General features: G+C 36.2%; 13 protein-coding genes. All 13 read left to right on the top strand.

Annotation, left to right across the window (positions count from 1 at the left end; genetic code table 11):
- The first annotated feature begins 47 nt into the window (after window positions 1-47).
- The 13 genes from BLR17_RS02140 (at window position 48) to BLR17_RS02080 (ending at window position 25,143) form a co-directional block, all read left to right on the top strand.
- Entirely contained in the window at window positions 48-2,837 is a 2,790-nt protein-coding gene (locus BLR17_RS02140) for a glycoside hydrolase family 78 protein (RefSeq protein WP_066328187.1), read from the top strand.
- 41 nt (window positions 2,838-2,878) lie between these two features.
- Entirely contained in the window at window positions 2,879-4,291 is a 1,413-nt protein-coding gene (locus BLR17_RS02135) for an alpha/beta hydrolase family protein (protein WP_066328501.1), read from the top strand.
- A 50-nt stretch (window positions 4,292-4,341) separates the two neighbouring features.
- Entirely contained in the window at window positions 4,342-4,869 is a 528-nt protein-coding gene (locus BLR17_RS02130) for a hypothetical protein (protein WP_139068359.1), read from the top strand.
- 71 nt (window positions 4,870-4,940) lie between these two features.
- Window positions 4,941-7,403, top strand: coding sequence for a glycoside hydrolase family 95 protein (locus tag BLR17_RS02125; RefSeq protein ID WP_066328189.1), 2,463 nt, complete (start codon window positions 4,941-4,943; stop codon window positions 7,401-7,403).
- Window positions 7,404-7,540: 137 nt separating this feature from the next.
- Window positions 7,541-9,100, top strand: a complete 1,560-nt coding sequence (locus BLR17_RS02120; protein WP_066328191.1) for an MGH1-like glycoside hydrolase domain-containing protein — start codon at window positions 7,541-7,543, stop codon at window positions 9,098-9,100.
- 121 nt (window positions 9,101-9,221) lie between these two features.
- Window positions 9,222-11,975 (top strand): glycoside hydrolase family 78 protein, encoded by a 2,754-nt coding sequence (locus tag BLR17_RS02115; RefSeq protein ID WP_066328193.1) that lies wholly within the window; start codon window positions 9,222-9,224, stop codon window positions 11,973-11,975.
- A gap of 26 nt (window positions 11,976-12,001) precedes the next feature.
- Window positions 12,002-13,147: a sialidase family protein gene (locus tag BLR17_RS02110; RefSeq protein WP_066328195.1), complete on the top strand. Its 1,146-nt coding sequence runs from the start codon at window positions 12,002-12,004 to the stop codon at window positions 13,145-13,147.
- 88 nt (window positions 13,148-13,235) lie between these two features.
- Window positions 13,236-14,129 (top strand): sugar phosphate isomerase/epimerase family protein, encoded by an 894-nt coding sequence (locus BLR17_RS02105; protein WP_066328196.1) that lies wholly within the window; start codon window positions 13,236-13,238, stop codon window positions 14,127-14,129.
- Window positions 14,130-14,173: 44 nt separating this feature from the next.
- Entirely contained in the window at window positions 14,174-16,900 is a 2,727-nt protein-coding gene (locus BLR17_RS02100) for an alpha-d-galacturonidase (RefSeq protein ID WP_066328197.1), read from the top strand.
- A gap of 105 nt (window positions 16,901-17,005) precedes the next feature.
- Window positions 17,006-20,503, top strand: coding sequence for a malectin domain-containing carbohydrate-binding protein (locus tag BLR17_RS02095; protein WP_066328502.1), 3,498 nt, complete (start codon window positions 17,006-17,008; stop codon window positions 20,501-20,503).
- A gap of 127 nt (window positions 20,504-20,630) precedes the next feature.
- Window positions 20,631-23,069, top strand: coding sequence for a glycoside hydrolase family 2 TIM barrel-domain containing protein (locus BLR17_RS02090; protein ID WP_066328198.1), 2,439 nt, complete (start codon window positions 20,631-20,633; stop codon window positions 23,067-23,069).
- 180 nt (window positions 23,070-23,249) lie between these two features.
- Window positions 23,250-24,638: an AAA family ATPase gene (locus BLR17_RS02085; RefSeq protein ID WP_066328199.1), complete on the top strand. Its 1,389-nt coding sequence runs from the start codon at window positions 23,250-23,252 to the stop codon at window positions 24,636-24,638.
- Window positions 24,631-25,143: a hypothetical protein gene (locus tag BLR17_RS02080; RefSeq protein ID WP_139068360.1), complete on the top strand. Its 513-nt coding sequence runs from the start codon at window positions 24,631-24,633 to the stop codon at window positions 25,141-25,143. Before BLR17_RS02085 ends, BLR17_RS02080 begins: the two co-directional genes overlap by 8 nt.
- Window positions 25,144-25,300: the final 157 nt, after the last annotated feature.

Genomic DNA, 25,300 nt, shown 5'->3' with positions numbered 1-25,300 from the left:
AAAATTCACAAAATAAAATCTGCCAAATTTATGTGCAAAAATAAAATATGAAGAATTTAAAAAACATACTATTTCTCTTTTGTCTTTTAGCAACTTTTATTTCGAATGGTCAAGTTAAAGTCAGTGATTTAAGCTGTAATGCGGCTGTAAATCCTTTGGCTGTAAGCACAAAATCTATTGTTTTTAGTTGGAAATTGACTTCTAAAGAGTACAATATTTCCCAAACTGCTTATCAGCTATTGGTAGCTTCTTCTGTTGAAAAATTGAATAAAAATCAAGGAGATATTTGGGATAGTGGAAAAGTCATTTCTGCTGCAAGTCAGGATTTACGTTACAATGGAAAAGCATTAAAAAACGAAACGAAATATTTCTGGAAAGTACGAGTTTGGTCGAATGATAAAAAAGCTTCTCAATGGAGTGAAACCAATTCTTTCAGAACGCAACCTTCGGATTTAAATCCAACCTGGATTGGTGCCATTACAAAGGCTGATAGTCATTTGCCGGAAGGCAGAAATTACCATACGGCAACTTTTAACAGACAGAAAAAAGACGCTTTGATTAATGCCTCCGATTCATTGTCACGCAGAAGTATCATGCTTCGTAAACCATTTTCGGTAAATAAAGAAATCAAAGAAGCTGTGGTTTACATTTCCGGTTTGGGACATTATGAACTGACCATCAACAGTAAAAAAATCGGGAACAGTGAGTTTGCACCGTTGTGGACAGATTACGACAAAACCGTAAATTACAATGTTTACGAATTAAATACCAAAGAACTTCAAAAAGGAGAAAACGTAATCGGTGTTTTGTTGGGTAACGGAATGTATAACACGCTTGCCGAAAGATATTCTAAATTTTATGTGAGTTTTGGTCCGCCGACTTTGTTTTTTAAAATGAAAATTACTTATAAAGACGGTTCGGAAGAAATTGTAAAATCGGATGCAAGTTGGAAATACAGCAAAAGCCCAATTACTTATAACAGTATTTTTGGAGGAGAAGATTACAATGCTAATTTGGAACAAAAAGGCTGGAACCTTAAGGGGTTTAACGAAACCAACTGGAAAAAAGTAGTCGTTCAGGAAGCGCCAAAAGGTGTTTTGAAACCGCAGACAACTACGCCAATTACAATCCAAAAACGATACGAAGTTAAGGAAGCCAAAGAGCTGAAACCTAATTTTTACATTTTCAATATGGGACAAAATCTTTCCGGATTTACAACCATAAAAGTAAAAGGAAAAAAAGGACAAACGGTTCGTGTTTGGGTTGGCGAAAGCCTGAATGAAGACGGAACAGTCGGTCAGGGAAAAACCGGAAAACCATATTATTATGACTATACGCTGAAAGGCGACGGGATTGAAGAATGGCAACCGAAATTCAGTTATTATGGGTTTCAATATGTGCAGATTGAGAATATCAATTACAAAGAAACCAAAAATGAAAATCTGCCAACATTGGTTGATTTAAAATCGAATTTTATATACAATTCGGCTGGCGAAGCAGGAACTTTTGAATCTTCCAATGACATCTTCAACAAAACACATTGGCTGATTAATAATGCTATAAAAAGTAATTTTCAAAGTGTTTTCACCGATTGTCCGCAACGTGAAAAACTGGGCTGGATTGAGGAAATTCACTTAAACGGTCCGGGATTGTTATTTAATTACAATCTGAAAAGTTTTATTCCTGCAACAATGCAGAATATTGCCGATTCACAACGTGATGGTGGTTTAATTCCGTCAATTGTTCCTGAATATGTTGTTTTTGGTGGTGATTTTACCGATTCGCCGGAATGGGGAGTAACGGGAGTTATCCTGCCTTGGATGTACTATGAATATTACGGAGATGATTCTTTGCTGAAAGAATATTATCCTGTAATGAAAAAATATGTTGATTATTTGACATCAAAGTCAAAAGACGGAATTGTTTCTCATGGATTAGGCGACTGGTATGATTACGGAGATCATGCAGCGGGGTATTCTAAAAACAGTCCTATAGCGCTTTCGGCTACAAGTCATTACTATTTTGGAATTGATTTATTGGCTAAAGCTGCAAGATATTTAGACAAAAAAGAAGATGCCGTTATTTATGAAAATTTAGCAAAAAGTGTAAAAAATGCATTTAATGGCAAGTTCTTTGATGCAAAGACGAAACAATACGGTACAGGAAGTCAGTTTAGCAATGCTGTTCCGTTGTTTTTAAATATGGTTGCTCCGGAAGATAAGCAGGCGGTTTTAGACAATTTGGTTAACGACATCAAAGCAAGAAATTACAGATTGACTACAGGAGATGTTGGAAATCGTTATTTATTTCAGGTTTTGGCTGATAACGGTTTGAATGAGGTGATGTACAAAATGCACAATCATTATGATGCACCGGGTTATGGTTTCCAGATTAAATTTGGTTTGACCACCTTAACAGAACAATGGGATCCGAGAAAAGGAAATTCATGGAATCACTTTATGATGGGGCAAATTGAGGAATGGTTTTATAAAAGTTTGGTTGGTATAGTTGCAGATGAGGCAAATCCGGGATTCAAACATTTCTTCCTGCAACCGGAAATGGTAGGTGATATGACTTTTGTTAAAGGAACGTATAATTCTGTTTTTGGAGAAATTGCTTCAGAGTGGGAGAAAAAAGATAACAAGGTAGCTTTCAAATTTACGATTCCGGTAAATACAACGGCAACGGTAAAATTGCCGGTTAAAAAGAATGCAATTATCAAAGTGAATGGTAAAATACTAAGCGATTCTAAAAATGTCCTGAAAGTTTTGGATAATGAAGAAAAATCTTCATTTGTCTTAGGTTCAGGAATATATGTTGTGGAATCTGCTTTGTAAATAGAAATAAAATGATAAATTTAAAGAGGAAAAGGGATAAAATGAAGAAGGTATTTCTGGTGGTATTTCTATTTTTGTTGTTGCCAAAAGGGAATGCGCAAACATCAGACGATAATTATCGCGGACCAATTACAAAAACCATCCAAAAGATAGAATCGATTTTTAAGGTAACTATCAAAGACAAAGATGGTTTATTAAAAGAAAAGGAATTGGATTATGCCGACTGGAGAATCCGTCAGGGCAATTTAGAAGTTTCATTAACGGCAATTTTAGCTCCCTTCGATCTTACTTTTTTTAAGGAAAATGATTCGACTTATGTTATTCGAAAGTTTGAATATGCAAGAAATTCGGATAATGTTGGTAAAGAACGTTTGGAATATTTAGCTGATTTGTATCCTAATTTGAAAGCCTGGGAAACCAGAAAAGCCGATTTAAAGCAGTGTATCATTAGTTCGATTGGTTTAGACAAAGCACCGCCAATGCCAAAGAAAAAACCAATTTTGACACCGATAAGAAAGTATGGAAATTATACAGTTGAGAATATTGGTTTAGAAATTATTCCGGGTGTTTATGCAACGGGTTCTATTTACAAACCGTATCCTTTAAAAGGAAAAGCTCCGGTAATCATTACGCCTAATGGTCATTTTGGTGATGGAAGATATAGAAAAGACCAGCAATTGCGTTGTGCTGTTTTAGCAAAAATGGGAGCAGTGGTTGTTGATTTTGATTTGTTTGCCTGGGGCGAATCTACGTTGCAGTTTCCATCAACATTGCATCGTCAGAGCATTGCTCAAACTATTCAGGTTTTAAGTGCCGAACGATTGTTAGATTATATGGCTACTCAAAAATATGCAGATATGAGCCGTGTAGCTGCAACTGGTGGTTCAGGTGGTGGTTCTCAAACGATGTTTTTGGCCGCTATTGATGACAGAATAAAAGTTTCGGTTCCTGTGGTGATGACGTCTTCTCATTTTTCGGGAGGTTGTCCTTGCGAAAGTGGTCGCGGTTTGCATCTTTGTGGAAACGGAACCAATAATGCTGAGATTGCATCAATGGCTGCGCCAAAGCCACAGCTGATTGTTTCTGATGGTGGTGATTGGACAGCAACTGTACCCGAATTAGAATATCCATTTGTTAAGAAAACCTATGGATTGTACGGAAAGGAAAATTTAGTTGAAAATGCTCATTTTCCAAAAGAAGGACATAATTACGGAGAATCAAAACGCATGGCGATGTATCCGTTTATGGCGAAATATTTAGGATTAGATTTGAAAAAGGTTCAAAACGAAAAAGGCGAAATTGATGAATCGACTTGTGTGATTGAACCCTATGAAAAAATGTATGTTTTTGGTGCTAAAGGTGAAAATTTACCCGCCAACGCATTGAAAGATATTGACAAATTATATGAAATGTTTGGAGAGAAGAATCTTAAAGTAAATGAGGTTAAGAAGTAAAAGAATAGACACTAATTAACAAGTTAACCGTAATAATAAACAAAGAATAATTGAATAGACGAGAAAGACGCCTCTACGAGAAAGAACATAAAAAGAAAGTTAATAGAAGAATTGACTGGAGTAAAATATCAAAATTATTTAGGCAAATGTTACTTGTTTGTTTTGTTTTTTTTCTGGTTATATTTTCATTTTCTTTTTACGTTGTTAATAAACAAAACAGCATAAGAAAAATTGTTTCTTCGAATACAAAATCAACTTATGCCAAAGTTGTGTCAATATCTGGGAAAAGTGTTTATTCAGCATATTATGAATTTTTTGTTGATGGTAAAAAATACGAAGGTTCTACTTTTAATTCATACAAAGGAGAAGTTGGAGATGAAATATGTGTAGAATATTCAGCAAGTGATGCAAACATAAATTTGTATTGTAGAGAAAAAGAAATCCAAGAAATAAAAAAAGATGTTGTTATTTATTCATTTGAAATACTTGGGATTTTAATACTTGGGATTTTCGGGGTTATACTGTTTCAATTAATAATTGGAAATAAAAAATTAATGTCAGAAATGACAACTAAATAAAAATAGCTATCATAATAATATCTAATTTGTACCAAAAAATAATTAGGGTTTTCGCCCAAAAAGCATAAAATATGAACTTAAAAAATAAAATTATTGTAATCTGTTTTGGATTCTTTTCATTTGCTGTGATGGCACAATCCAAATCTGATTTAAAACTTTGGTACGATAAACCGGCTGCTATCTGGAACGAAGCCCTGCCTTTGGGTAATGGACGTTTGGGAGCGATGGTTTTTGGCAATCCAAGTATTGAAAGATTACAATTAAACGAAGAAACCATTTGGGCTGGTTCGCCAAATTCAAATGCACATTCTAAATCATTAGCTGCTTTACCGGTGGTTAGAAAATTAATTTTCGATGGTAAATTTGATGAAGCGCATACCCTGGCAGATAAAGAAATGATGTCGCAAACCAATAATGGAATGCCGTATCAGACTTTTGGAAGTGTGTATGTTTCTTTTTCGGGGCATGATAAATTTACCAATTATTATCGCGATTTAAATATTGATAATGCTACGGCTACGGTGAAATATGTAGTGAATGGTGTTGAATATAAAAGAGAAATTTTAACAGCTTTTTCTGATCAGGTTGTAGCTGTAAAATTGACGGCAAGTAAACCGGGAATGATTACCTGCAATGTGATGATGAACAGCCCTTTTGATAAAACCGAACCTTATTCGGACGGGAATCAAAGTGTATTGTCAGGAGTGGGAAGTACAGTTGAAGGTCTAAAAGGGAAAATAAAATTTCAGGGACGTACCGCAGTTAAAAACGTAGGCGGTTCAGTTAGTTCAAAAAACGGAATTATTAGCATCGACGGAGCAGATGAAGCTACTTTATACATTTCTATCGCTACTAACTTTGTTGATTACAAAACTTTAGATTTAAATCAGGAGGAAAAATGTAAACGTTTTCTTGAAGCGGCTTTGACTAAAAACTTCGAAGAAATCAAAAAATCTCACGTAGCTTATTACCAAAAATTCTTCCATCGCGTTGCATTGGATTTGGGTACAAATGCTGCTGCAAATGCCACTACGGACGAACGTATTCGAAATTTCTCTAAACAATTTGATCCGCAATTAGCGGCTTTGTATTTTCAATTTGGTCGTTATTTATTGATTTCTTCTTCGCAACCCGGAGGACAACCGGCTAACCTGCAAGGGATCTGGAATGATATGTTATTCCCTGCCTGGGAAAGTAAATATACAATGAACATTAATGCTGAGATGAATTATTGGCCTGCCGAAGTAACTAATCTTTCGGAAATGCATGAGCCTTTTATTCAAATGGCAAAAGAATTGGCTGTTACAGGTCATGAAACTGCAAAAATCATGTACAATGCCAATGGCTGGGTGCTGCATCACAATACTGATATCTGGCGAATTACAGGACCTATAGATCACGCCACTTCAGGAATGTGGCCTACTGGAGGAGCTTGGGTTTCTCAGGATTTATGGGAGAAATATTTGTACACAGGAGATAAAAATTACCTGAAAGAGATTTATCCTATTATGAAAGGTGCAGCTGAATTCTTCTTAGACTTTTTGGTAAAAGATCCTAATACAGGTTATTTGGTAGTAGTGCCGTCAGTTTCTCCGGAAAATACGCATCCGGGAGGAAGCGGAGCGGCTACACTTTCATCGGGAACTACGATGGATAACCAATTGCTGTTTGATTTGTTTTCGAATGTAATTAGGGCTACCGATATTGTTTCTGGTGATCAGGTTTTTGCTAAAAAAGTTAAAGAAGCTTTGGCTAAAATGCCTCCAATGAAAATTGGACAATACAATCAATTACAGGAATGGCAGGACGACTGGGACAATCCAAAAGACAATCACCGTCACGTATCGCATTTGTATGGATTGTTTCCAAGTAACCAAATATCAGCTTTTAGAACACCTGAATTATTTGAAGCAGCTAAACAATCTTTGATTTACAGAACGGATGAATCAACCGGTTGGTCTATGGGTTGGAAAGTGAATTTATGGGCTCGTTTATTAGACGGGAATCACGCTTATAAATTATTGAATGACCAATTAAAACTGGTTACTCCGGAACAACGCAAAGGTGGTGGAACCTATCCGAATATGCTTGATGCACACCAACCGTTTCAAATTGATGGTAATTTTGGTTGTACTTCAGGAATTGTCGAAATGCTGATTCAAAGTCAGGAAGGTGCGATTCAATTATTGCCTGCTTTGCCAACGGTTTGGAAAGACGGTTCGATAAAAGGAATTGTAACCAGAGGAGGTTATGTTGTAGATTTGGAATGGAAAAATAATAAGGTTTCGATGTTGAAAATTCAGGCTAAATTAGATGGAAATTGCAGATTGAGATTGGAAAGCACATTAAAAGCTGACGGTTTCCAACTGAAAAAAGCCAAAGGTCAAAATCCAAACGAATTGTTTCAATCGGCTGATGTGAAAAAAGCTGTTATATCTGAAAAAGCTACTATTAAGAAATTCAAGCTTCCAAAATACAATGAATACGATATTGATATGAAAGCTGGAAAGACTTATACTTTTTATGGAAATTAATTTTTCCCCTCCTTTGGAGGGGTGCCCGTAGGGCGGGGTGGAAAAAATGTAGTGAAAAAACACCCCGGCTTTCAGCCACCCCTCTTAAAAAGAGGGGAATAACAAATGAATTTTAAATAACATATCAATTAGAACAAATGTTACACCAATTTAAATACAAAATAATAGTTTTTATTATCCTGATTGCAGCTTTCAGTAGTTGTAAATCGACGATGGGACATTCTTCAAAAGGAGCTGTATTGAAAGCCGATAATTTCAAACATTATGTGGATTATTTCAACACAATGGAAGATGAAAATCTAAAATTTGCCATTCCGAATGACAGTGCCTGGGTTTGGATGAAATCGAATATTCCTTTGTTTGAATGTCCGCAGCAAAATTTTGAGGAAATCTATTATTTCCGTTGGTGGAGTGCGAGAAAACACATTATCAAGACTCCTCAAGGTTATGGAATTACCGAGTTTTTGGTACAACGTTCGTATGCTGATAAATACAATTTGATTTCTTGTGCAGTTGGGCATCACATCAATGAGTTCCGTTGGGTACACGATCCAAAATACATTGAACAGTATGCTAAAATCTGGTATCGTGGTAATGAGGGTAAGCCAATGAATAAATTGTACAAATTCAGTAGTTGGACAGCCGATGCTTTGTATAATCGTTATTTAGTCAATAAGGATGAAAAATTCTTATTGGATATGTATCCGGATATGGTTACTGATTATGCTGTTTGGGAAAAAGATCGTCAGCGCAAAGATGGTTTGTTTTGGCAACATGATGTAAAAGACGGAATGGAAGAATCGTTGAGCGGTGGACGTAAAGTGCAAAACGCACGACCGACGATTAACAGTTATATGTATGGCAATGCTATGGCGATTTCCAAAATGGCAGCGATGAAAGGCGATAAGGAAGTGGAAGCCAAATTCAAGGCTAAAGCCGATGTTTTGCAACAATTGGTGGAAACCAAATTATGGAATAAGAAAAGTGAATTCTTTGAAACGTTTACCGAAAAAGATACGCTGGCACAGGTAAGAGAAGCAATTGGGTTTATTCCTTGGTATTTTAACCTGCCACAAAAAGACAAAGGTTTTGAAAAAGCCTGGGAACAAATTAAGGATGAAAAAGGGTTTTCGGCTCCTTTTGGTTTGACAACAGCTGAAAGAAGAAGTCCGCGTTTCAGGACTCACGGAACCGGAACCTGTGAGTGGGATGGCGCTATCTGGCCTTTTGCTACTTCGCAAACTTTGACCGCAATGGCTAATGTTTTGAATAATTACGATCAAAGTTTTGTTGGCAAAACTGATTATTTTAAACAGATGGAATTGTATGTGCAATCACAATATTACCGAGGAAGACCTTATTTAGGCGAATATCTGGATGAAACTACGGGTTATTGGTTGATGGGCGACAAAGAAAGAAGCCGTTATTACAATCATTCTACTTTTAACGATTTGATGATTACAGGATTGGTGGGTTTACGCCCGAGAGCCAATGAAAAAATTGAAGTTAATCCGTTGATTCCTCAGGAAAAATGGGATTGGTTCTGTCTGGATAATGTGTTGTATCACGGTAATATTATTACGGTTCTTTGGGATAAAACAGGGGAGAAATACGGTAAAGGAAAAGGTTTCAGAGTTTTCAAAAATGGGAAAGAGATTGCCGCTTCTGAGAGATTGGAGAAATTAATATCGGAATAGAAAAGAATTGCACGCAGATTTGAGCGGATTGAAACAGATAAACACAGATTTTTATATCAATCTTATTCAAATAAAATCTGCCTAAATCTGCGAAATCTGCGTGAAATAAAAATTACACTTTATGAAAAAAATAATTTTACATACATTCATCCTCATTGCATCGCTCTGTTTTTCTTTGGTGAAAGCCCAAACAAAAATCAGCGTGACCAATTTGCAATGCGAAATGCTGAACAATCCGGAAGGAATCGATGTGCTGAAACCACGTTTGAGCTGGCAAATAAAAGCAGATGTCAACGATGTAAAACAAACTGCTTATCAAGTTTTGGTCGCTTCGACTTTAGAAAACCTGAATGCCGGTAAAGCCGATTTATGGGATAGCGGAAAAGTAGCAGCTGATGCATCGGTTAATGTTCTTTACAACGGAAAAAAGTTAAACGACAGAGACAATGCCTTTTGGAAAGTAATTGTTTTTACCAATAAAGGCGAAATAAAATCAGCAGAAAATGCCCATTTCAGCATCGGGATTCTAACCTATTCCGAATGGAAATCGACACGCTGGATTGGCTATGAAAAATTATCGAAGGATGACAGCATTTCTCAATATTCGAAGTTATCAGCCCGTTATTTAAGAAAAGAAATCGATGTGAAAAAGCAGGTTAAAAGTGCCAAAGTCTATATCATGGGAATGGGCTTGTATGAACTGTACATCAACGGAAATAAGATTGGCGATCAGGTATTGGCTCCTGTTCCGACGGATTATACCAAAAACGTAAAATACAATGTTTTTGATGTGACCTCGCAATTGAAGGAAGGCAAAAATATGCTGGGAACGATTTTAGGAAACGGACGTTTTTTTGCGATGCGTCAGGATTACAAACCATACAAAATCAAATCTTTTGGTTTGCCGAAAATGGCTTTGCAGTTGTTTGTCGAATATACTGATGGAACAAAAGACGTAATTAGAACAGACGACAGCTGGAAATTAACCACTGACGGACCGATTTTGTCCAACAACGAATACGACGGGGAAGAATACGATGCCCGTAAGGAAATGAAAGGTTGGGCGACAACCAATTTTGATGATAAAAACTGGGTAAATGCCAGATACGTTCAGGAACCGGGCGGTTTTTATGAAGCGCAGATGACGCCGAATATGAAAATCAAAGGCGAAGTAAAACCAATTTCGATTAAAGCGACGGACAAAGGAACTTATATTCTTGATATGGGTCAGAATATGGTGGGTTGGTTGCAACTGAAAGTGAAAGGAAAATCAGGTGATAAAATCACGATGAAATTTGCTGAATCTTTGCAAAAAGATGGTTCATTATACATTGCCAATTTGCGTGATGCCAAAACTACCGATGTTTATACACTGAAAGGCGAAGGCGAAGAAACTTGGGAACCACGTTTTATATTTCATGGTTTTCGGTTTGTAGAAATTTCAGGCTTTCCAAGCAAACCAACATTGGATAATTTCGTTGGAAAAGTGGTGTATGACGATATTAAAACAACCGGAACATTTGAATCTTCTAATGCGACGATGAACCAGATTTTCAAAAATGCCTGGTGGGGAATCAGAGGCAATTACAAAGGAATGCCCATCGACTGTCCGCAACGCAACGAGCGTCAGCCTTGGTTAGGAGACAGAACAACGGGTGCTTATGGAGAAAGTTTTTTATTCGATAACCAGACTTTGTATGCCAAATGGCTGGACGATATTAAATATTCGCAAACTCAGGACGGAGGATTACCGGATGTTGCGCCTGCATTTTGGCGTTATTATGGTGATAATGTGACCTGGCCGGGAACGTATATCACGGTGGCCGATATGTTGTACCAACAATTTGCTGATGCAGAAGTGATTAAAAAACAATATCCGTCTATGAAAAAATGGATGGTGTATATGGAAGAAAATTATCTGCAAAATGATTTAATGGACAAGGATAAATACGGTGACTGGTGTGTGCCACCGGAATCATTGGAATTAATCCGTTCCAAAGATCCTGCCCGTATGACAGATGGTCAATTGTTGTCGAGTGCTTTTTACTATCAGCTTTTGAATATTATGAAAAAGTTTGCTGTAATCGCAAATGCCGATGCTGATATAGCGCATTATGATGATTTAGCTGTGAGAATCAAAAAAGCTTTCAATGCCAAATTTTTGAATACTGAAAAAAACTACTACGCTAACAATACCGTAACCGCAAACGTATTGCCGTTAGCTTTCGGGATGGTTCCTGAAAATCTAAAAGATAAAGTTTTCCAAAGTATGGTTCACGAAGTTGAAGTAACTAAGCAGGGCCATATTAGTACGGGTGTTATCGGAACGCAGTTTTTGATGCGAACGCTGACGAATTTTGGAAGAGGGGATTTGGCTTATAAATTGGCTTCGAATAAAACTTACCCAAGCTGGGGATTTATGGTTGAAAATGGCGCAACAACCATCTGGGAATTATGGAACGGAAACACTGCCGACCCATCGATGAACTCACAAAATCACGTGATGCTTTTGGGCGATTTAATGATTTGGTACTACGAAAATATAGCGGGAATCAAAAGCAATCCTGAGACTCCGGGTTTCAAACAAATCATTATGAAACCGGATTTCAATGCAGGACTGACTTATGTAAATGCCTCTTACGAATCAGTGTATGGATTGATTAAAAGCAATTGGAAAAAGGAAAAGAATGCTTTAGAATGGAAAATTAGTATTCCGGCCAATACTACGGCTTTGGTTTATTTGTCAACAACAGATTCTAAAAAAATCAGCGTAAATAAATCAAAACTAGATAAAACAGAAATCGTCCATAAAGCAGAAGGAAACCAACAGGTTTTAAGTTTACCATCGGGAGATTATTCTATTAGTTTAAAGTAAAAAGATAATTATATAAATAAATAAAAATGAGAGGATTAAAAATAGCATTAATGCTTATCGGGTTAATAACTTTAGGAAGTTGTGGCGTTTCTTTAAAACATAAAACATGGAAAGAAGGAATTTTAGTGGACGAATTTATTTATGATAAAGCACCTTATCCTTCTTGTCATGCGGTAACCATTGTGGAAGCAACCAATGGAGATTTAGTGGCATCATGGTTTGGAGGAACGGCTGAAAGAAATCCGGACGTTTGTATTTATGTAAGCAGAAAACCTAAAGGAAGCGACAAATGGACTGAAGGAATTAAGGTTGCCGACGGTGTAATGAAAGAAGGGCCGAGATTACCAACATGGAATCCGGTTTTGTATCAAATTCCTGGTGGCGACTTGATGTTGTTTTATAAAATTGGACCAAAACCATCAGAATGGTGGGGAATGCTAAGAAGATCTAAGGATGGTGGAAAAACATGGTCAGAAGCGGAGAAAATGCCTGACGGATTCTTAGGGCCAATTAAAAACAAACCAGTATTGTTAAGCAACGGAACTTTATTACTTCCGTCAAGTATCGAAGGTGACGGATGGAGACTTCGTATGGAATCAACTCCTGATTTTGGAAAAACCTGGGTTATGGGAGATACTTTGTCAAGAGGAAAACAAAAAATCAATGCGATTCAGCCAAGTATTTTATTCCATAAAGACGGAAGTATTCAGGCTATTGGAAGAACAAGAAACAGAGCTATTTACAGTACATTTTCTAAAGATAACGGAAAACACTGGTCAGATTTAGAATTAATAGGATTGCCAAATAACAACTCAGGAACTGATGCGGTAACTTTGAAAAACGGAAAACACTTGTTAGTTTACAATCACGTTTTGCCTCCGGGAACTGAAGCTAAAGGACCTAGAACACCTTTGAATCTTTCAATTTCAAATGATGGAATTCACTGGAAAGCGGCATTGGTTTTAGAAGATTCAAAAATCAGTCAGTATTCTTATCCGTCAATTATTCAGAGTTCAGATGGAATGGTGCATGTAGTTTATACCTGGAGACGAGAAAGATTGAAATATGTGAAAATCAATCCGACAAAATTAAAAGCACTTCCAATCAAAAACGGAATCTGGCCCGGAGACGAAGGTAAAGAAGTGAAAGCGGTTAAAGCCGAAGAGGAATAAGATTAAAAAATTAACCATTAAGATATTTAAGTTAATTAAGCAATACGTTTAACTCTCTTAAATATCTTAATGGTAAAAATTAAAAAATATGAAGTTAGTTAGTTTTCGAAAGAGCTTAATTATCGCGTCGTTCGTTGTTTTATCAGGAACTTTCAATAACACAATTACGGCTCAATCATCAAAAAAGCAGAACTATAAAGTAGCCGTTTGCGACTGGATGATTCTAAAAAGACAGAAGTTAGGTGCATTTGAATTAGCGAGCCAACTGAAAGCGGACGGAATCGAACTGGACATGGGCGGTTTAGGAAATCGCGAAACCTTTGACAGCAAACTGGCTGATCCTGTTGAGGTGAAAAAATTCAAGGATAAGTCTAAGGAATTCAATGTAGGGATTTCGTCTATTGCGATGTCAGGTTTCTATGGACAATCTTTTGCTAAGAGAGAAACCGTAAAAAGAATGGTTCAGGATTGTATTGATGCCATGAAAACTATGAATGTAAAAGTGGCTTATTTGCCATTGGGTAATCAATGTGATTTGAAGAAAAATCCGGAATTGCGCCCTGTTATTATCGAACGTTTGCAATGGGCAGGAAAACAGGTGGCTAAAATAGGTGGTGTTATCGCTGTTGAAACGACTCTGGATGCAACTGCCGAGAAAGCCTTTTTAAAAGAAATAGGTTGTAAACAAATCAAGAGTTCTTTTAATTTTTCGAATGCGATTGAAAACAAAAAAGACATTTCGGAAGAATTGAGCATTTTAGGTAAAAAACATTTGGCTCAAATTCATGCTTCGAATACCGATGGTTTTTGGTTGCAAAATGACAAAAAGATAAACATGCCTAAAATCAAAGCCACTTTAGACAAGATGCGCTGGAAAGGCTGGTTGATTGTAGAACGTTCCCGTGACACCACAGATGTACATAATGTAAAAGCGAATTATGGTGCGAATGTGGCTTATTTGAAGAAAATTTTTCAGAATTAATAATCTTAATACTTAATTCTCGATACTTAATACTTTAAAAAATAATGAAATATATAAGTTTACTTTTTTTAAGTTTTTACGTCTCTTTTGCGACGGCGCAAAGCCTTACGATTGTTCGTGATGCCAATGCACCCAGAGCGCAATTTGGAGCCGAAAAACTATCGGAAATAGCAGGAACAAAAGGATTCAAAGTAGTTTTTGCTGATAAAGCACCTAAAAAATCAAAAGATAGAATAATTATCATTGGCGAAAAAGGAACTGACTTTTGGAAGCAAAACACAAAAAACGCTAAGCTTGATGATAGTAAATTAACTAATAAAGAAGGTTTCCAAATCAACTCTGAAAAAAATACCATTTTCATTGAAGGTTTTGATGCTTCGGGTACTTTGTATGGTGCCTTAGAATTGGCTGACCGCATTAAAGAAGAAGGCAAAATACCTTCAGAAATAACAATTCAGGACAGCCCTGAAATGGTATTAAGAGGAACCTGCATTGGAATGCAAAAAACCACCTATCTTGAAGGTCGTGGCGTTTATGAATATCCCTATACTCCGGAATCTTTTCCCTGGTTTTATGATAAAGCACTTTGGATAAAGTACCTGGATATGATGGTCGAGAACAGAATGAACTCCTTGTATTTGTGGAACGGACATCCATTTGCTTCTTTGGTAAAACTAAAAGATTATCCGTTTGCCGTTGAGGTTAGCGACGAAACTTTTAAGAAAAATGAAGAAGTATTCAAATTTCTGACCGAAGAAGCTAACAAAAGAGGGATTTGGGTAATTCAGATGTTCTACAACATTATTCTGTCTAAGCCTTTTGCAGATCATTACAACTTAAAAACTCAGGAAAGGGAACGTGTTATCACTCCGTTAATTGCCGATTATACTCAAAAATCAATCACTGCATTTATAGAAAAATATCCAAATGTTGGTTTGTTGGTATGTTTGGGTGAAGCGATGAATACGGTTGAAGACGATGTGAATTGGTTTACTAAAACAATTATTCCGGGTGTAAAAGACGGTATGAAAGCTTTAGGAAAAACTCAGGAACCACCAATTATCCTGCGTTCGCACGATACAGATGCTCCTGCGGTAATGGCTAAGGCGTTGCCTTTGTATAAAAATTTATACACCATGAGTAAGTACACCGGGGAATCCTTAACGACTTATACGCCGGGCGGACCTTGGGGAGAAACACACAAACAACTGAGTTCTTTAGGTTCAATTCATATTGAGAATGTACATATTTTGGCCAATTTGGAGCCGTTTAGATATGGTTCTCCTGATTTTATCCAAAAAACGGTTAAGGCAATGCACAATATTCATGGTGCAAACGCACTGCATTTATATCCTCAGGCTTCTTACTGGGACTGGCCTTATACGGCTGATAAAACCAATAAACGTTTGTTGGAAATGGATCGTGACTGGATTTGGTACAAAGCCTGGGCGAGATATGCCTGGGACAGTAAAAGAGACCGTACTCAGGAAATTGGTTACTGGGATAAGCAATTCGAAAAGAAATACGGAACAGATGCTGAAGCTGGAAAAAATATTTTAGAAGCTTATGAGCAAATAGGCGAAATCGCTCCTAAAACACTAAGACGTTTCGGGATTACCGAAGGAAACAGACAAACCTTGTTATTAGGTATGTTCGAAAGTCAGTTAGTCAATCCGGCTAAGTGGCGCGTGTATCCGGGATTCCATGAATCCTGCGGACCTGTAGGCGAATTGCTTTTGGAATATGCTAAAAAAGAATGGAATCATGAAGCGCATATTGGTGAAACGCCAACGCAAATTATAAGCGAAATTGTTCAACACGGAAAAATAGCCGTGGAAGCAATTAATAAAGCAACTCCAGGAATTACGAAAGAGAAAGACGAATTCAATCGTTTAAAAAATGATGTGTACTGCTACAATGCTTTCGCGAATTGTTTTTCAGAAAAGGTAGAAGCAGCTTTATTGATTTTAAGATACAGCTATTCTAATGACATTGCCGATTTGGATAAAGCTGTTCCGCATTTAGAAAAGGCGTTGACCTATTATGAAGAATTGGTAAAACTGACTAAAGATTCGTATTTGTATGCTAATAGTATGCAAACTGCGCAACGTCGAATACCGATTGGTGGCGATGATGGATTCAATAAAACATGGATTGAACTGTTGCCGCATTATGAGCGAGAACTGGCTAATTTAAAAAGGAATATTAGTCTTTTAAAAGATGCTAAAAACGGGAAAATTACTCAAAAAGCAGTTGCACCATGGAAAACAGCAAAAGTTACTGTGTTAAGTCCAAAAGCAGCAACTTATGAAGTAAAAGAAGGTACAAAAGTATATGGAACTGACATTTCTGAATTTGTAAAAGTAGCTCCGGAATTGCAGCATTTAAAAGGAATTTCGTTTGTGGAAGACCAGCAAAATATCGAAGGGACAACTTTAAAATTCAAGAATGATACTCCGGTAAAACTGGTTGTGGGTTATTTTAATTCGGACCAAAAACGATTTTTATTGCCTCCAAGTTTAGAAACCAATGCGGCAGGAAATGAAATGGGTGAAGCCGAAGTAATTTTGGCAAATGCAATGAATTTAAAAGAATTACCAAGGGTAAATATTCATACTTACAGTTTTAAAGCAGGAGAGAATCAGCTGACTTTAGGTAAAGGAAGAGTGCTTATTTTAGGCTTTATTGACGGGAACCAAAAAATAGAACCACGTGATGTGGGTTATATTGGAAAAGACGAAAAAGAAGCCGTAGATTGGTTGTTTTATTAAAATGAATTACGATATGTCACACTGAGCCAATCGAAGTGTGATATTTGAAATAATGAAAATATTCCAACTTCAATGAACTTATATGCCTTCTATGGTTTAAAAAAAATGAAGAAATTACTATACATATTATTTTTAATCACTTCTTTTTCATGGGCGCAAATCCGTGAAGAAATCCCTTTGAATGCCAATTGGAAAACCACAATGGTGGATTCCAATCCTGCTTCAGAACAGGATTTCGTAAATTATTCCGATGCCAATTGGAAAAAAGTTAATGTACCTCATAATTGGGATCAGTATGAAGGCTTTCGCCAAATGAAACATGGCAATTTGCACGGAACAGCCTGGTATTCGAAAAGCCTAAAAATTGGAAAACCGCAACAAGGGAAAAGATACTTTTTGTTTTTTGAAGGCGTGAACAGCTATGCCACGGTTTGGGTGAATGGAAAAGAAGTAGGGCAACACAAAGGCGGCCGGACTACTTTTACCTTAGACATAACGGATGCCATAAAATACAATGCCGACAACCGAATTGTAGTCAAAGCGGCTCATCCTGCTTTTATTGCCGATTTGCCTTGGGTCTGTGGTGGTTGTTCTGGCGAATGGGGATTTTCAGAAGGTTCACAACCAATGGGGATTTTCCGTCCGGTAACTTTAGTGATTACCAATGAGGTTCGTGTGGCTCCTTTTGGAGTTCATATTTGGAATGATAAATCAACGACTAAAGAAAATGCAAAAGTAAATATAACTGTAGAAGTTAAAAATCATGGGAGTAAGACTAGGACGGTTTATGTGGTTAGTACTCTTTTTGATAAAGAAGGAAAAAATTTTGGTTCTTTTCATAATAAGGTAGTGCTTTCAGCAGGTGAAACTAAAGAGATTTCACAAAAATTCAATGAGATAAAAAACCCTAATTTATGGTCGCCTGATAGTCCGTATTTGTATAGGCTTTCAACTACTATTTTAGGAAAAAAAGACAGTATTTTAGATAAAATCACTACGCCTTATGGAATCCGTTGGATTTCCTGGCCTGTGGACAGAGCGGGAGAGGATAAGCGATTTTTCATTAATGATAACCCCGTTTTTATCAACGGTACCTGTGAATACGAACATCAGTTAGGTCAAAGTCACGCTTTTTCGGACATCCAAATAAAAGCTCGAATCGAACAAATAAAAGCAGCCGGATTCAACTCTTTTAGAGAAGCACACCAACCGCACAATTTAAAATACCAGGAATTGTTAGACGAAAGTGGAATACTATTTTGGAGTCAGTTTTCGGCTCATGTTTGGTATGATACGCCGGAATTCAAGGCTAATTTCAAAACTTTATTACGCGAATGGATTAAAGAGCGTCGCAACAATCCGTCGGTAGTGTTGTGGGGATTGCAAAACGAAAGTACCATTCCGAAGGAATTTGCTGAAGAATGTACAAAGATTATTCGCGAAATGGATCCAACGGCTTCATCGCAGCGAAAAGTTACCACTTGCAACGGCGGTGAAGGAACCGACTGGAATGTGGTACAAAACTGGTCCGGAACTTATGGCGGAAATCCGTTTAATTATCATGTGGAGCTTTCAGAGCAATTACTGAATGGGGAATATGGTGCCTGGCGTTCGCACGATTTGCATAACGAAGGCGAATTTGACCAAAAAGGGATTCTGAGCGAAAACCGTTTTTCACAACTAATGGAGATAAAAGTTCGCGAAGCCGAATCGGTAAAAGATAAGGTAGCGGGACAATTCAACTGGTTGTTCAGTTCGCATGAAAATCCAGGACGTGAGCAAAATGGTGAAGGATTCAGAGCGATTGATCAGGTTGGACCTGTAAATTACAAAGGACTTTTTAGCATTTGGGGAGAGCCTCTGGATGCCTATTATATGTACAGAGCCAATTATGTGTCGAAGAAAACCAATCCAATGGTCTATATCGTTTCGCATACCTGGGCAAACCGTTGGGAATCTGTCGGAATCAAAAACGGGATCGATGTGTATTCCAATTGTGATGAGGTGGAATTGTTTAATGATGTCAATAATCAGTCTTTAGGGAAACTGAAAAATCCGGGAAGAGGAAAGCATTTTCAGTGGAATAATGTCAATATTGCTTACAATGTGTTGTATGCCGTGGGTTATGTAGATGGCAAGAAAGTGGCTCAGGATTATATTGTGTTGAACAATTTACCTGAAGCGCCACATTTGAAATCGTTAAGTTCAAAAGAAGAGGTAGTTTCGTCAAAAGCCAATTACAATTACATCTACCGCGTAAATTGTGGCGGGCCGGATTTCAAAGATACAGCAGGAAATTTATGGTTGGCCGATGTGCATAAAACCGAAGCCAACACTTGGGGTTCTCTGTCGTGGGCTGATGATTTTAAAAATGTACCTGCTTATTTTGCAAGTCAGCGCAGTACCTCTGACTTAGTTGATGGTACTCAAAATGATGTTTTGTTCCAGAATTTCCGTTACGGAATGGATAAACTGAAATATGAATTTCCTGTGCCAGATGGCGAATATTTGGTCGATTTGTATTTCTCTGAGCCTTGGTATGGAACCGGCGGCGGATTGAATTGTAAAGACTGGCGCGTTTTTGATGTGGCAATTAATGACAATGTTGTTCTGAAAGATTTTGATATTTGGAACGAAGTTGGTTTTTCTAAAGCGGTGAAAAAAACCTTTGTGGTAAAAAGCAAGAACGGTCAATTGGTGATTTCTTTTCCAAAGGTGACTTCAGGCGAAGGAATTATTTCGGCAATTGCCATTGCTTCTAAAGACAAATCGGTGAAAGCAGCTGCACCTTCGTCAAAGAATATTTTAGATGTTACAGCAAATGTTCCTTTTGAAGTAGGTTCGTGGTTGAATCTTAATCAGAAACAATATCAGGATGCTGAGGCGGTATTTACTCAATTGCCACCCAATTTGTATGCTGCCGATTATCTTCGATTTTCGAATAAAAACAATGTTTCCGGTTCATTTGTTTCGAAAGAAGATGCCACAGTTTCGGTATTGGTAGATTCGAATATAAAAACAAATTTGCCTTGGCTTGCCGATTATAAAAAATCGGAAGTAACGGCTAAAAACAGCAATGGAGTTGTTTTTAGTATTTTCGAAAAAGAAGTGAAAAAAGGAGAGAAAGTGTTTTTTGGTAATAAAGGCGATGGTACTGCTGCGTTTACTATTGTGGTTGTACCAAGTTCCGATTTAGGAAAATTGAAGGATGATAGACCTTCGTTAAAATTGGAAGCCGAAGCTGCTAAAACAAAAGGAGACGGAATTGTAAAAGGCAATTTCAAGAGCAGCGATTATGTTGAATTTACAGCTAATACGCCAAACAGCATCGAATTTGAAGTAAATCCGGGTGTTGCCAATGTGTATTTGATGCGTTTCAGATACATGAATATGAATGCCGAACCGATAAAAGTAAAGCTGATTATCGAAGACGCTTACGGAATCCTGTTGCGAAATGATGTGATAGAATTTCCGGCGCCAACCGAAAAATGGAAATTGTTAAACACTACTTCGGGAGGTTATATCAATGCGGGAAAATATAAAGTCAGAATCGAATCGGATAACATGAAAGGATTGCGATTGGAGTCTTTTGAGTTTCAATAGAAAGAAAATAGAAAATAGAGCAAAGAGGCAAGAAAAAAGATTTTTGGATGCCACATAAGTTTTAAAAAAATCTGCGCATATCTACTAAATCTGCGTGCTAACATTAACTGGTTAATAAAAAGTGATAATGGTAAAAGGACATAAAAGTGTTTTACAAAAAATAGGAACAGCGGCTGTTTTGTTATTCCTGGTTGCCTGTGCGTCAACAAAAAAAGAAAGCCGAATAGTTGCCGATTTCAATCCGGATTGGAATTTTAAATTGGGTGATTATCCCACAGCCATACAGGCTGATTTCAATGCGAATGATTGGCGTGCATTAGACCTGCCTCATGATTGGAGTATTGAAGGTACTTTCGATAAAGACAGTAAAACCAAACAGGCGCAGGGATTTTTACCGGCAGGAAAAGGCTGGTACCGCAAAACGTTTACATTGCCTGAAAATTTAGCAAACAAATCGATTTCGGTTGAATTTGACGGTGTTTTCAAAAACAGCGAAGTATTTATTAACGGACATTCATTGGGAATGCGACCAAACGGATACATTTCATTTGCCTACGAATTAACTCCTTATCTACATTTTGGAACCCAGAAAAACATCATCGCTGTAAAAGTTGATAACGATGCACAGCCCAATTCCAGATGGTACACCGGTTCCGGGATTTACAGAAATGTGCGATTGGTTGCCAGCGAAAAACTTCACGTAGCACAATGGGGAACATATGTAACTACGCGTGGAATCACCAAAGAAAAAGCTATTGTTGATATTGATGTTGATGTGAAAAATGGTTTGGGTATCAATAAACTTTTTAAGTTAGTCTCGACAATTTTAGATAAAAATAATGTTGAAGTTGCAAAAGCAATCTCTGATGGAAATATCCCAGCAAATTCAATTTTACAAGTTAAACAAAACACTAAGATAGAAAACCCAATTCTTTGGAATACTGAGAATCCGTATTTATACAAGATTGTAACAAAGGTTTATGATGGTTCGACTGTAGTTGATACTTATGAAACACCGCTTGGAGTTCGTTATTTCAATTTCGATGCCGAAAAAGGCTTTTCATTAAACGGAAAACCAACGAAAATATTAGGCGTTTGTCTGCATCACGACAATGGTGCTTTGGGAGCGGTGGAGAACATTCACGCTATCAGAAGAAAATTGACTTTGCTGAAAGAAATGGGTACGAATGCCATCCGAATGTCTCATAATCCGCATTCATTGGAGATGATGAAACTATGCGACGAAATGGGTTTTATTGTTCAGGATGAATTTACTGATGTCTGGAAAAAGAAAAAAGTAACCAACGATTACCACAAAGATTGGGATGCGTGGCACAAACAGGATCTGGAAGATTTCATCAAAAGAGACCGTAACCATCCATCGGTGATGATGTGGAGTATTGGTAACGAAATTCGTGAGCAGTTTGACAGTACCGGTGTTCGTATTACCAGAGAATTAGCTCAAATTGTAAAATCCTTAGACAAAACCAGACCGGTAACTTCGGCTTTAACAGAGAATGAGCCACAGAAGAATTTTATCTATCAATCGGGAGCTTTAGATCTTTTAGGGTTTAATTACAAACATGCCGATTATGCTACATTTCCGGAGCGTTTTAAAGGGCAAAAAATCGTTGCTTCCGAGAGTGTTTCGGCTTATGCAACGCGCGGACATTATGATATGCCAACCGATGAAATTAGATTTTGGCCCAAAAAATACGGAGAAACCTTTGACGGGAATTCTGATTTAACGGTTACGGCTTATGATAATATCGCTTCTTATTGGGGAACAACGCATGAGGAAAACTGGAAAGCAGCAAAAAAATATGATTTTATAGCAGGAACTTTTGTCTGGACCGGATTTGATTATATTGGAGAACCTGATCCGTATCCTTATCCAGCGCGCAGTTCGTATTTTGGGATTGTAGATTTAGCAGGTTTCCCGAAAGATGTGTATTATATGTACCAAAGCGAATGGAGCGATAAGAATGTGTTGCATTTATTGCCACATTGGAATTGGAAAGTGGGACAGCTAATTGATGTTTGGGCCTATTACAATAATGCCGATGAAGTAGAATTATTCCTAAACGGAAAATCATTAGGTTCGAAAGCGAAACAAGGAGACGAATTGCATATTGCCTGGAAAGTGCCTTTTGAAGCAGGAACACTAAAAGCCGTTTCCAGAAAAGCAGGTAAAATAGTGAAGGAAACTGAAATTCATACCGCAGGCGAAGCAGCTAAAATCAATTTACAAGCCGATAAAACTGCGATTAAAAATGATGGATATCATTTGGCTTACGTAACCGTTACGTTACAGGATAAAGACGGAAACGCTTTGCCAAAAGCCGATAATCTAATTAATTTTAAAGTTTCAGGCGGCGCTAAAATTGTTGGAGTTGATAATGGTTACCAAGCCAGTTTAGAGCCTTTTAAAGCTAATTATCGTAAATTGTACAACGGAAAATGCTTAGTGATTTTACAATCCAATAAAAAAGCAGAGAACATAACATTGGAAGCGACTACAGCAGGGAATATTAGTTTAGGAACTGTGAATATTAAAGTAGAATAATCTTTTCCAATTTACTTAGTTTTTAAAAGCACGGATTTATGTTCGTGTTTTTTTTGTTGTTTATAGTATGATATTGATTGGGATTAGTTTATAATATATTTGTTGATTTAAAATAAGAAAAATAACCAAATATAAATTTACTATTTTTGTAACATTGCTAATATTTCAAACATAAATAAAATGAAAATCCATATAAAGGAATTAGGTGCAGTGAAAGAAGGATCAATAGATCTTTCAAAAAAATTAAATGTTTTTTGTGGGCCAAATGGTACAGGGAAAACATATATGGCTTATATGGTTTATGGTTTGCTTAAGTCTCAAATCCATATTGGTTCTGATGAAGTTTTGGCAAAAGAATTAATTGAAAAAAGAAAGACAAATTATATTATCAATTTTGATGCTTTAAATTCATACAGGAAAAATATAATCGATAATTTTAAAGACAATTTTGATAGTTTATTTGGTATTGGAGAAGATTTAGCAAAACAATATTTTGAAAAGACAGAAATTCTTTTTAATGAGACTAATGAGGAATTTAAAAATCAAATTATAAATTGTGAATTTCAAGCTACAATTTCAATACGAAAAATAGAAATTGAAGTAAATAAAGCAAAATCAACAGATTTTTTAGTTTTGGAAATTCAAGAAAAAACGATTTCAAATAAAGACATTGATACTTTAAATTTCTTTTTATTATCATCAATTTTATCACTTTTAGCAATACATCCAATAAGTTCAACTTATATACTTCCTGTTGAAAGAAATTCTATTTATACATTTAGTAAAGAGTTATCTATTAGTAAACAAGAAGCTGTGGATCATTTTCATGCTATGACTGGTAAAAATAAGATTGATAGATTCGATTTGTTATTTAAAAAAACGACTAGATATCCTTTACCTATAAAAGATGGTTTGATGATTGCAGATGATCTAGCAGAAACTAAAAAAACAACAAGTGATTTTTTTGATTTTGCTTTGGAAATTGAAAGCGAACTACTTCATGGTAAAGTACAAATTACTAGTGAAGGAGAAATACAATTTAAATCAGATAAGGCTCCAAAAAGAGTTTTACCTATACATATGACTGCGTCTATAATCAAGTCATTGTCAAGTTTAGTGGTGTATTTAAAACATATTGCTCAAAAAAATGATTTAATTATTATTGATGAGCCTGAAATTAACTTGCATCCTGATAATCAAATTATTTTGACTAGATTGTTTGCTAGGTTAATAAATAAAGGATTTAGGTTGTTGATAAGTACTCATAGTGATTATGTAGTTAGAGAATTAAATAATTTGATTATGCTTTCTTCTGATAAGCCAGAAATAGTATCGCTTAAAACTGAATTTGGCTATGGAAAAGATGAGTTTCTTAATAAAGAAGATGTAGCTGTTCATTATTTTAATTATCCTTTGAAACAAAGAAGTAATAAACAAGTTACAGTCGAACTTTTAAAAGTTGATGAAAGTGGTTTTGAAATTCCTTCTGTAGATGTTACTATTGAAGAACAAAATAAAATTGCAGAAGAATTATTTTATTCATTAAAATATGGAGGGGAAGATGAGTAAATTAGTTTGTGTCTCAAATATTCTAGATGATTTTTTTAAAGAAGATAAAATAACAAAACTTCAAGAACTTCAAGAGAAAATGGAGATTGAGTTTGTAAGTGATAATAAAAAATATTTGTCTTTTTCATTTGATAAACAATTACCCTTAAAAGATTTTCCAAAAGGATTATTTCCTTTTTTTAATAGAGGAGTAGCAAAAGTAACTTCATTTTGTGATTATATAATTTTTTCTGAACATAATAATAGTTTGTTTATTTTACTTATTGAATTGAAAAAAGGTAATGATAATGTGACGAAGCAACTAAATGCTGGAAAATGTTTTGCTGAGTATATTGTTTCTACTTTGAATCGTGTTTATGACTTAAATATTGTTCCAGAAATTAGGCAAATTTCAATAAGACAAAGACACATTAAACCAAAACAAAAGCAAAAAGAAGTAGAATATGAAAATAATTTTCATACGTTTTGTAATAGTAAATTTTGGTTAAAAAAGTATCTAAAATAATAGAAACTAAAAGATAATTATTTTTATCTTATTTTGGGGATAATTTTAATTACTTTGTAAGTATTTGTTTGTCAATCAATTTAAATCTTAATTCTCCTAAACCCCTGATTTTTTGAGAACTATTTTATACTTTTGCAGCCTGATTCCGGAAAATGAG

Origin of the sequence: Flavobacterium glycines (assembly GCF_900100165.1) — a bacterium.
GTDB lineage: Bacteria > Bacteroidota > Bacteroidia > Flavobacteriales > Flavobacteriaceae > Flavobacterium > Flavobacterium glycines.
Note: the sequence above shows the minus strand (reverse complement) of the source record. Positions and strands in the feature narration are given on the sequence as shown.

Coding starts and splice junctions, on each gene's coding strand:
- BLR17_RS02080 (WP_139068360.1), top strand. CDS start 24,631: ATGAGTAAATTAGTTTGTGTCTCAAATATTCTAGATGATTTTTTTAAA.
- BLR17_RS02135 (WP_066328501.1), top strand. CDS start 2,879: ATGAAGAAGGTATTTCTGGTGGTATTTCTATTTTTGTTGTTGCCAAAA.
- BLR17_RS02110 (WP_066328195.1), top strand. CDS start 12,002: ATGAGAGGATTAAAAATAGCATTAATGCTTATCGGGTTAATAACTTTA.
- BLR17_RS02090 (WP_066328198.1), top strand. CDS start 20,631: ATGGTAAAAGGACATAAAAGTGTTTTACAAAAAATAGGAACAGCGGCT.
- BLR17_RS02125 (WP_066328189.1), top strand. CDS start 4,941: ATGAACTTAAAAAATAAAATTATTGTAATCTGTTTTGGATTCTTTTCA.
- BLR17_RS02100 (WP_066328197.1), top strand. CDS start 14,174: ATGAAATATATAAGTTTACTTTTTTTAAGTTTTTACGTCTCTTTTGCG.
- BLR17_RS02085 (WP_066328199.1), top strand. CDS start 23,250: ATGAAAATCCATATAAAGGAATTAGGTGCAGTGAAAGAAGGATCAATA.
- BLR17_RS02105 (WP_066328196.1), top strand. CDS start 13,236: ATGAAGTTAGTTAGTTTTCGAAAGAGCTTAATTATCGCGTCGTTCGTT.
- BLR17_RS02140 (WP_066328187.1), top strand. CDS start 48: ATGAAGAATTTAAAAAACATACTATTTCTCTTTTGTCTTTTAGCAACT.
- BLR17_RS02115 (WP_066328193.1), top strand. CDS start 9,222: ATGAAAAAAATAATTTTACATACATTCATCCTCATTGCATCGCTCTGT.
- BLR17_RS02095 (WP_066328502.1), top strand. CDS start 17,006: ATGAAGAAATTACTATACATATTATTTTTAATCACTTCTTTTTCATGG.
- BLR17_RS02120 (WP_066328191.1), top strand. CDS start 7,541: ATGTTACACCAATTTAAATACAAAATAATAGTTTTTATTATCCTGATT.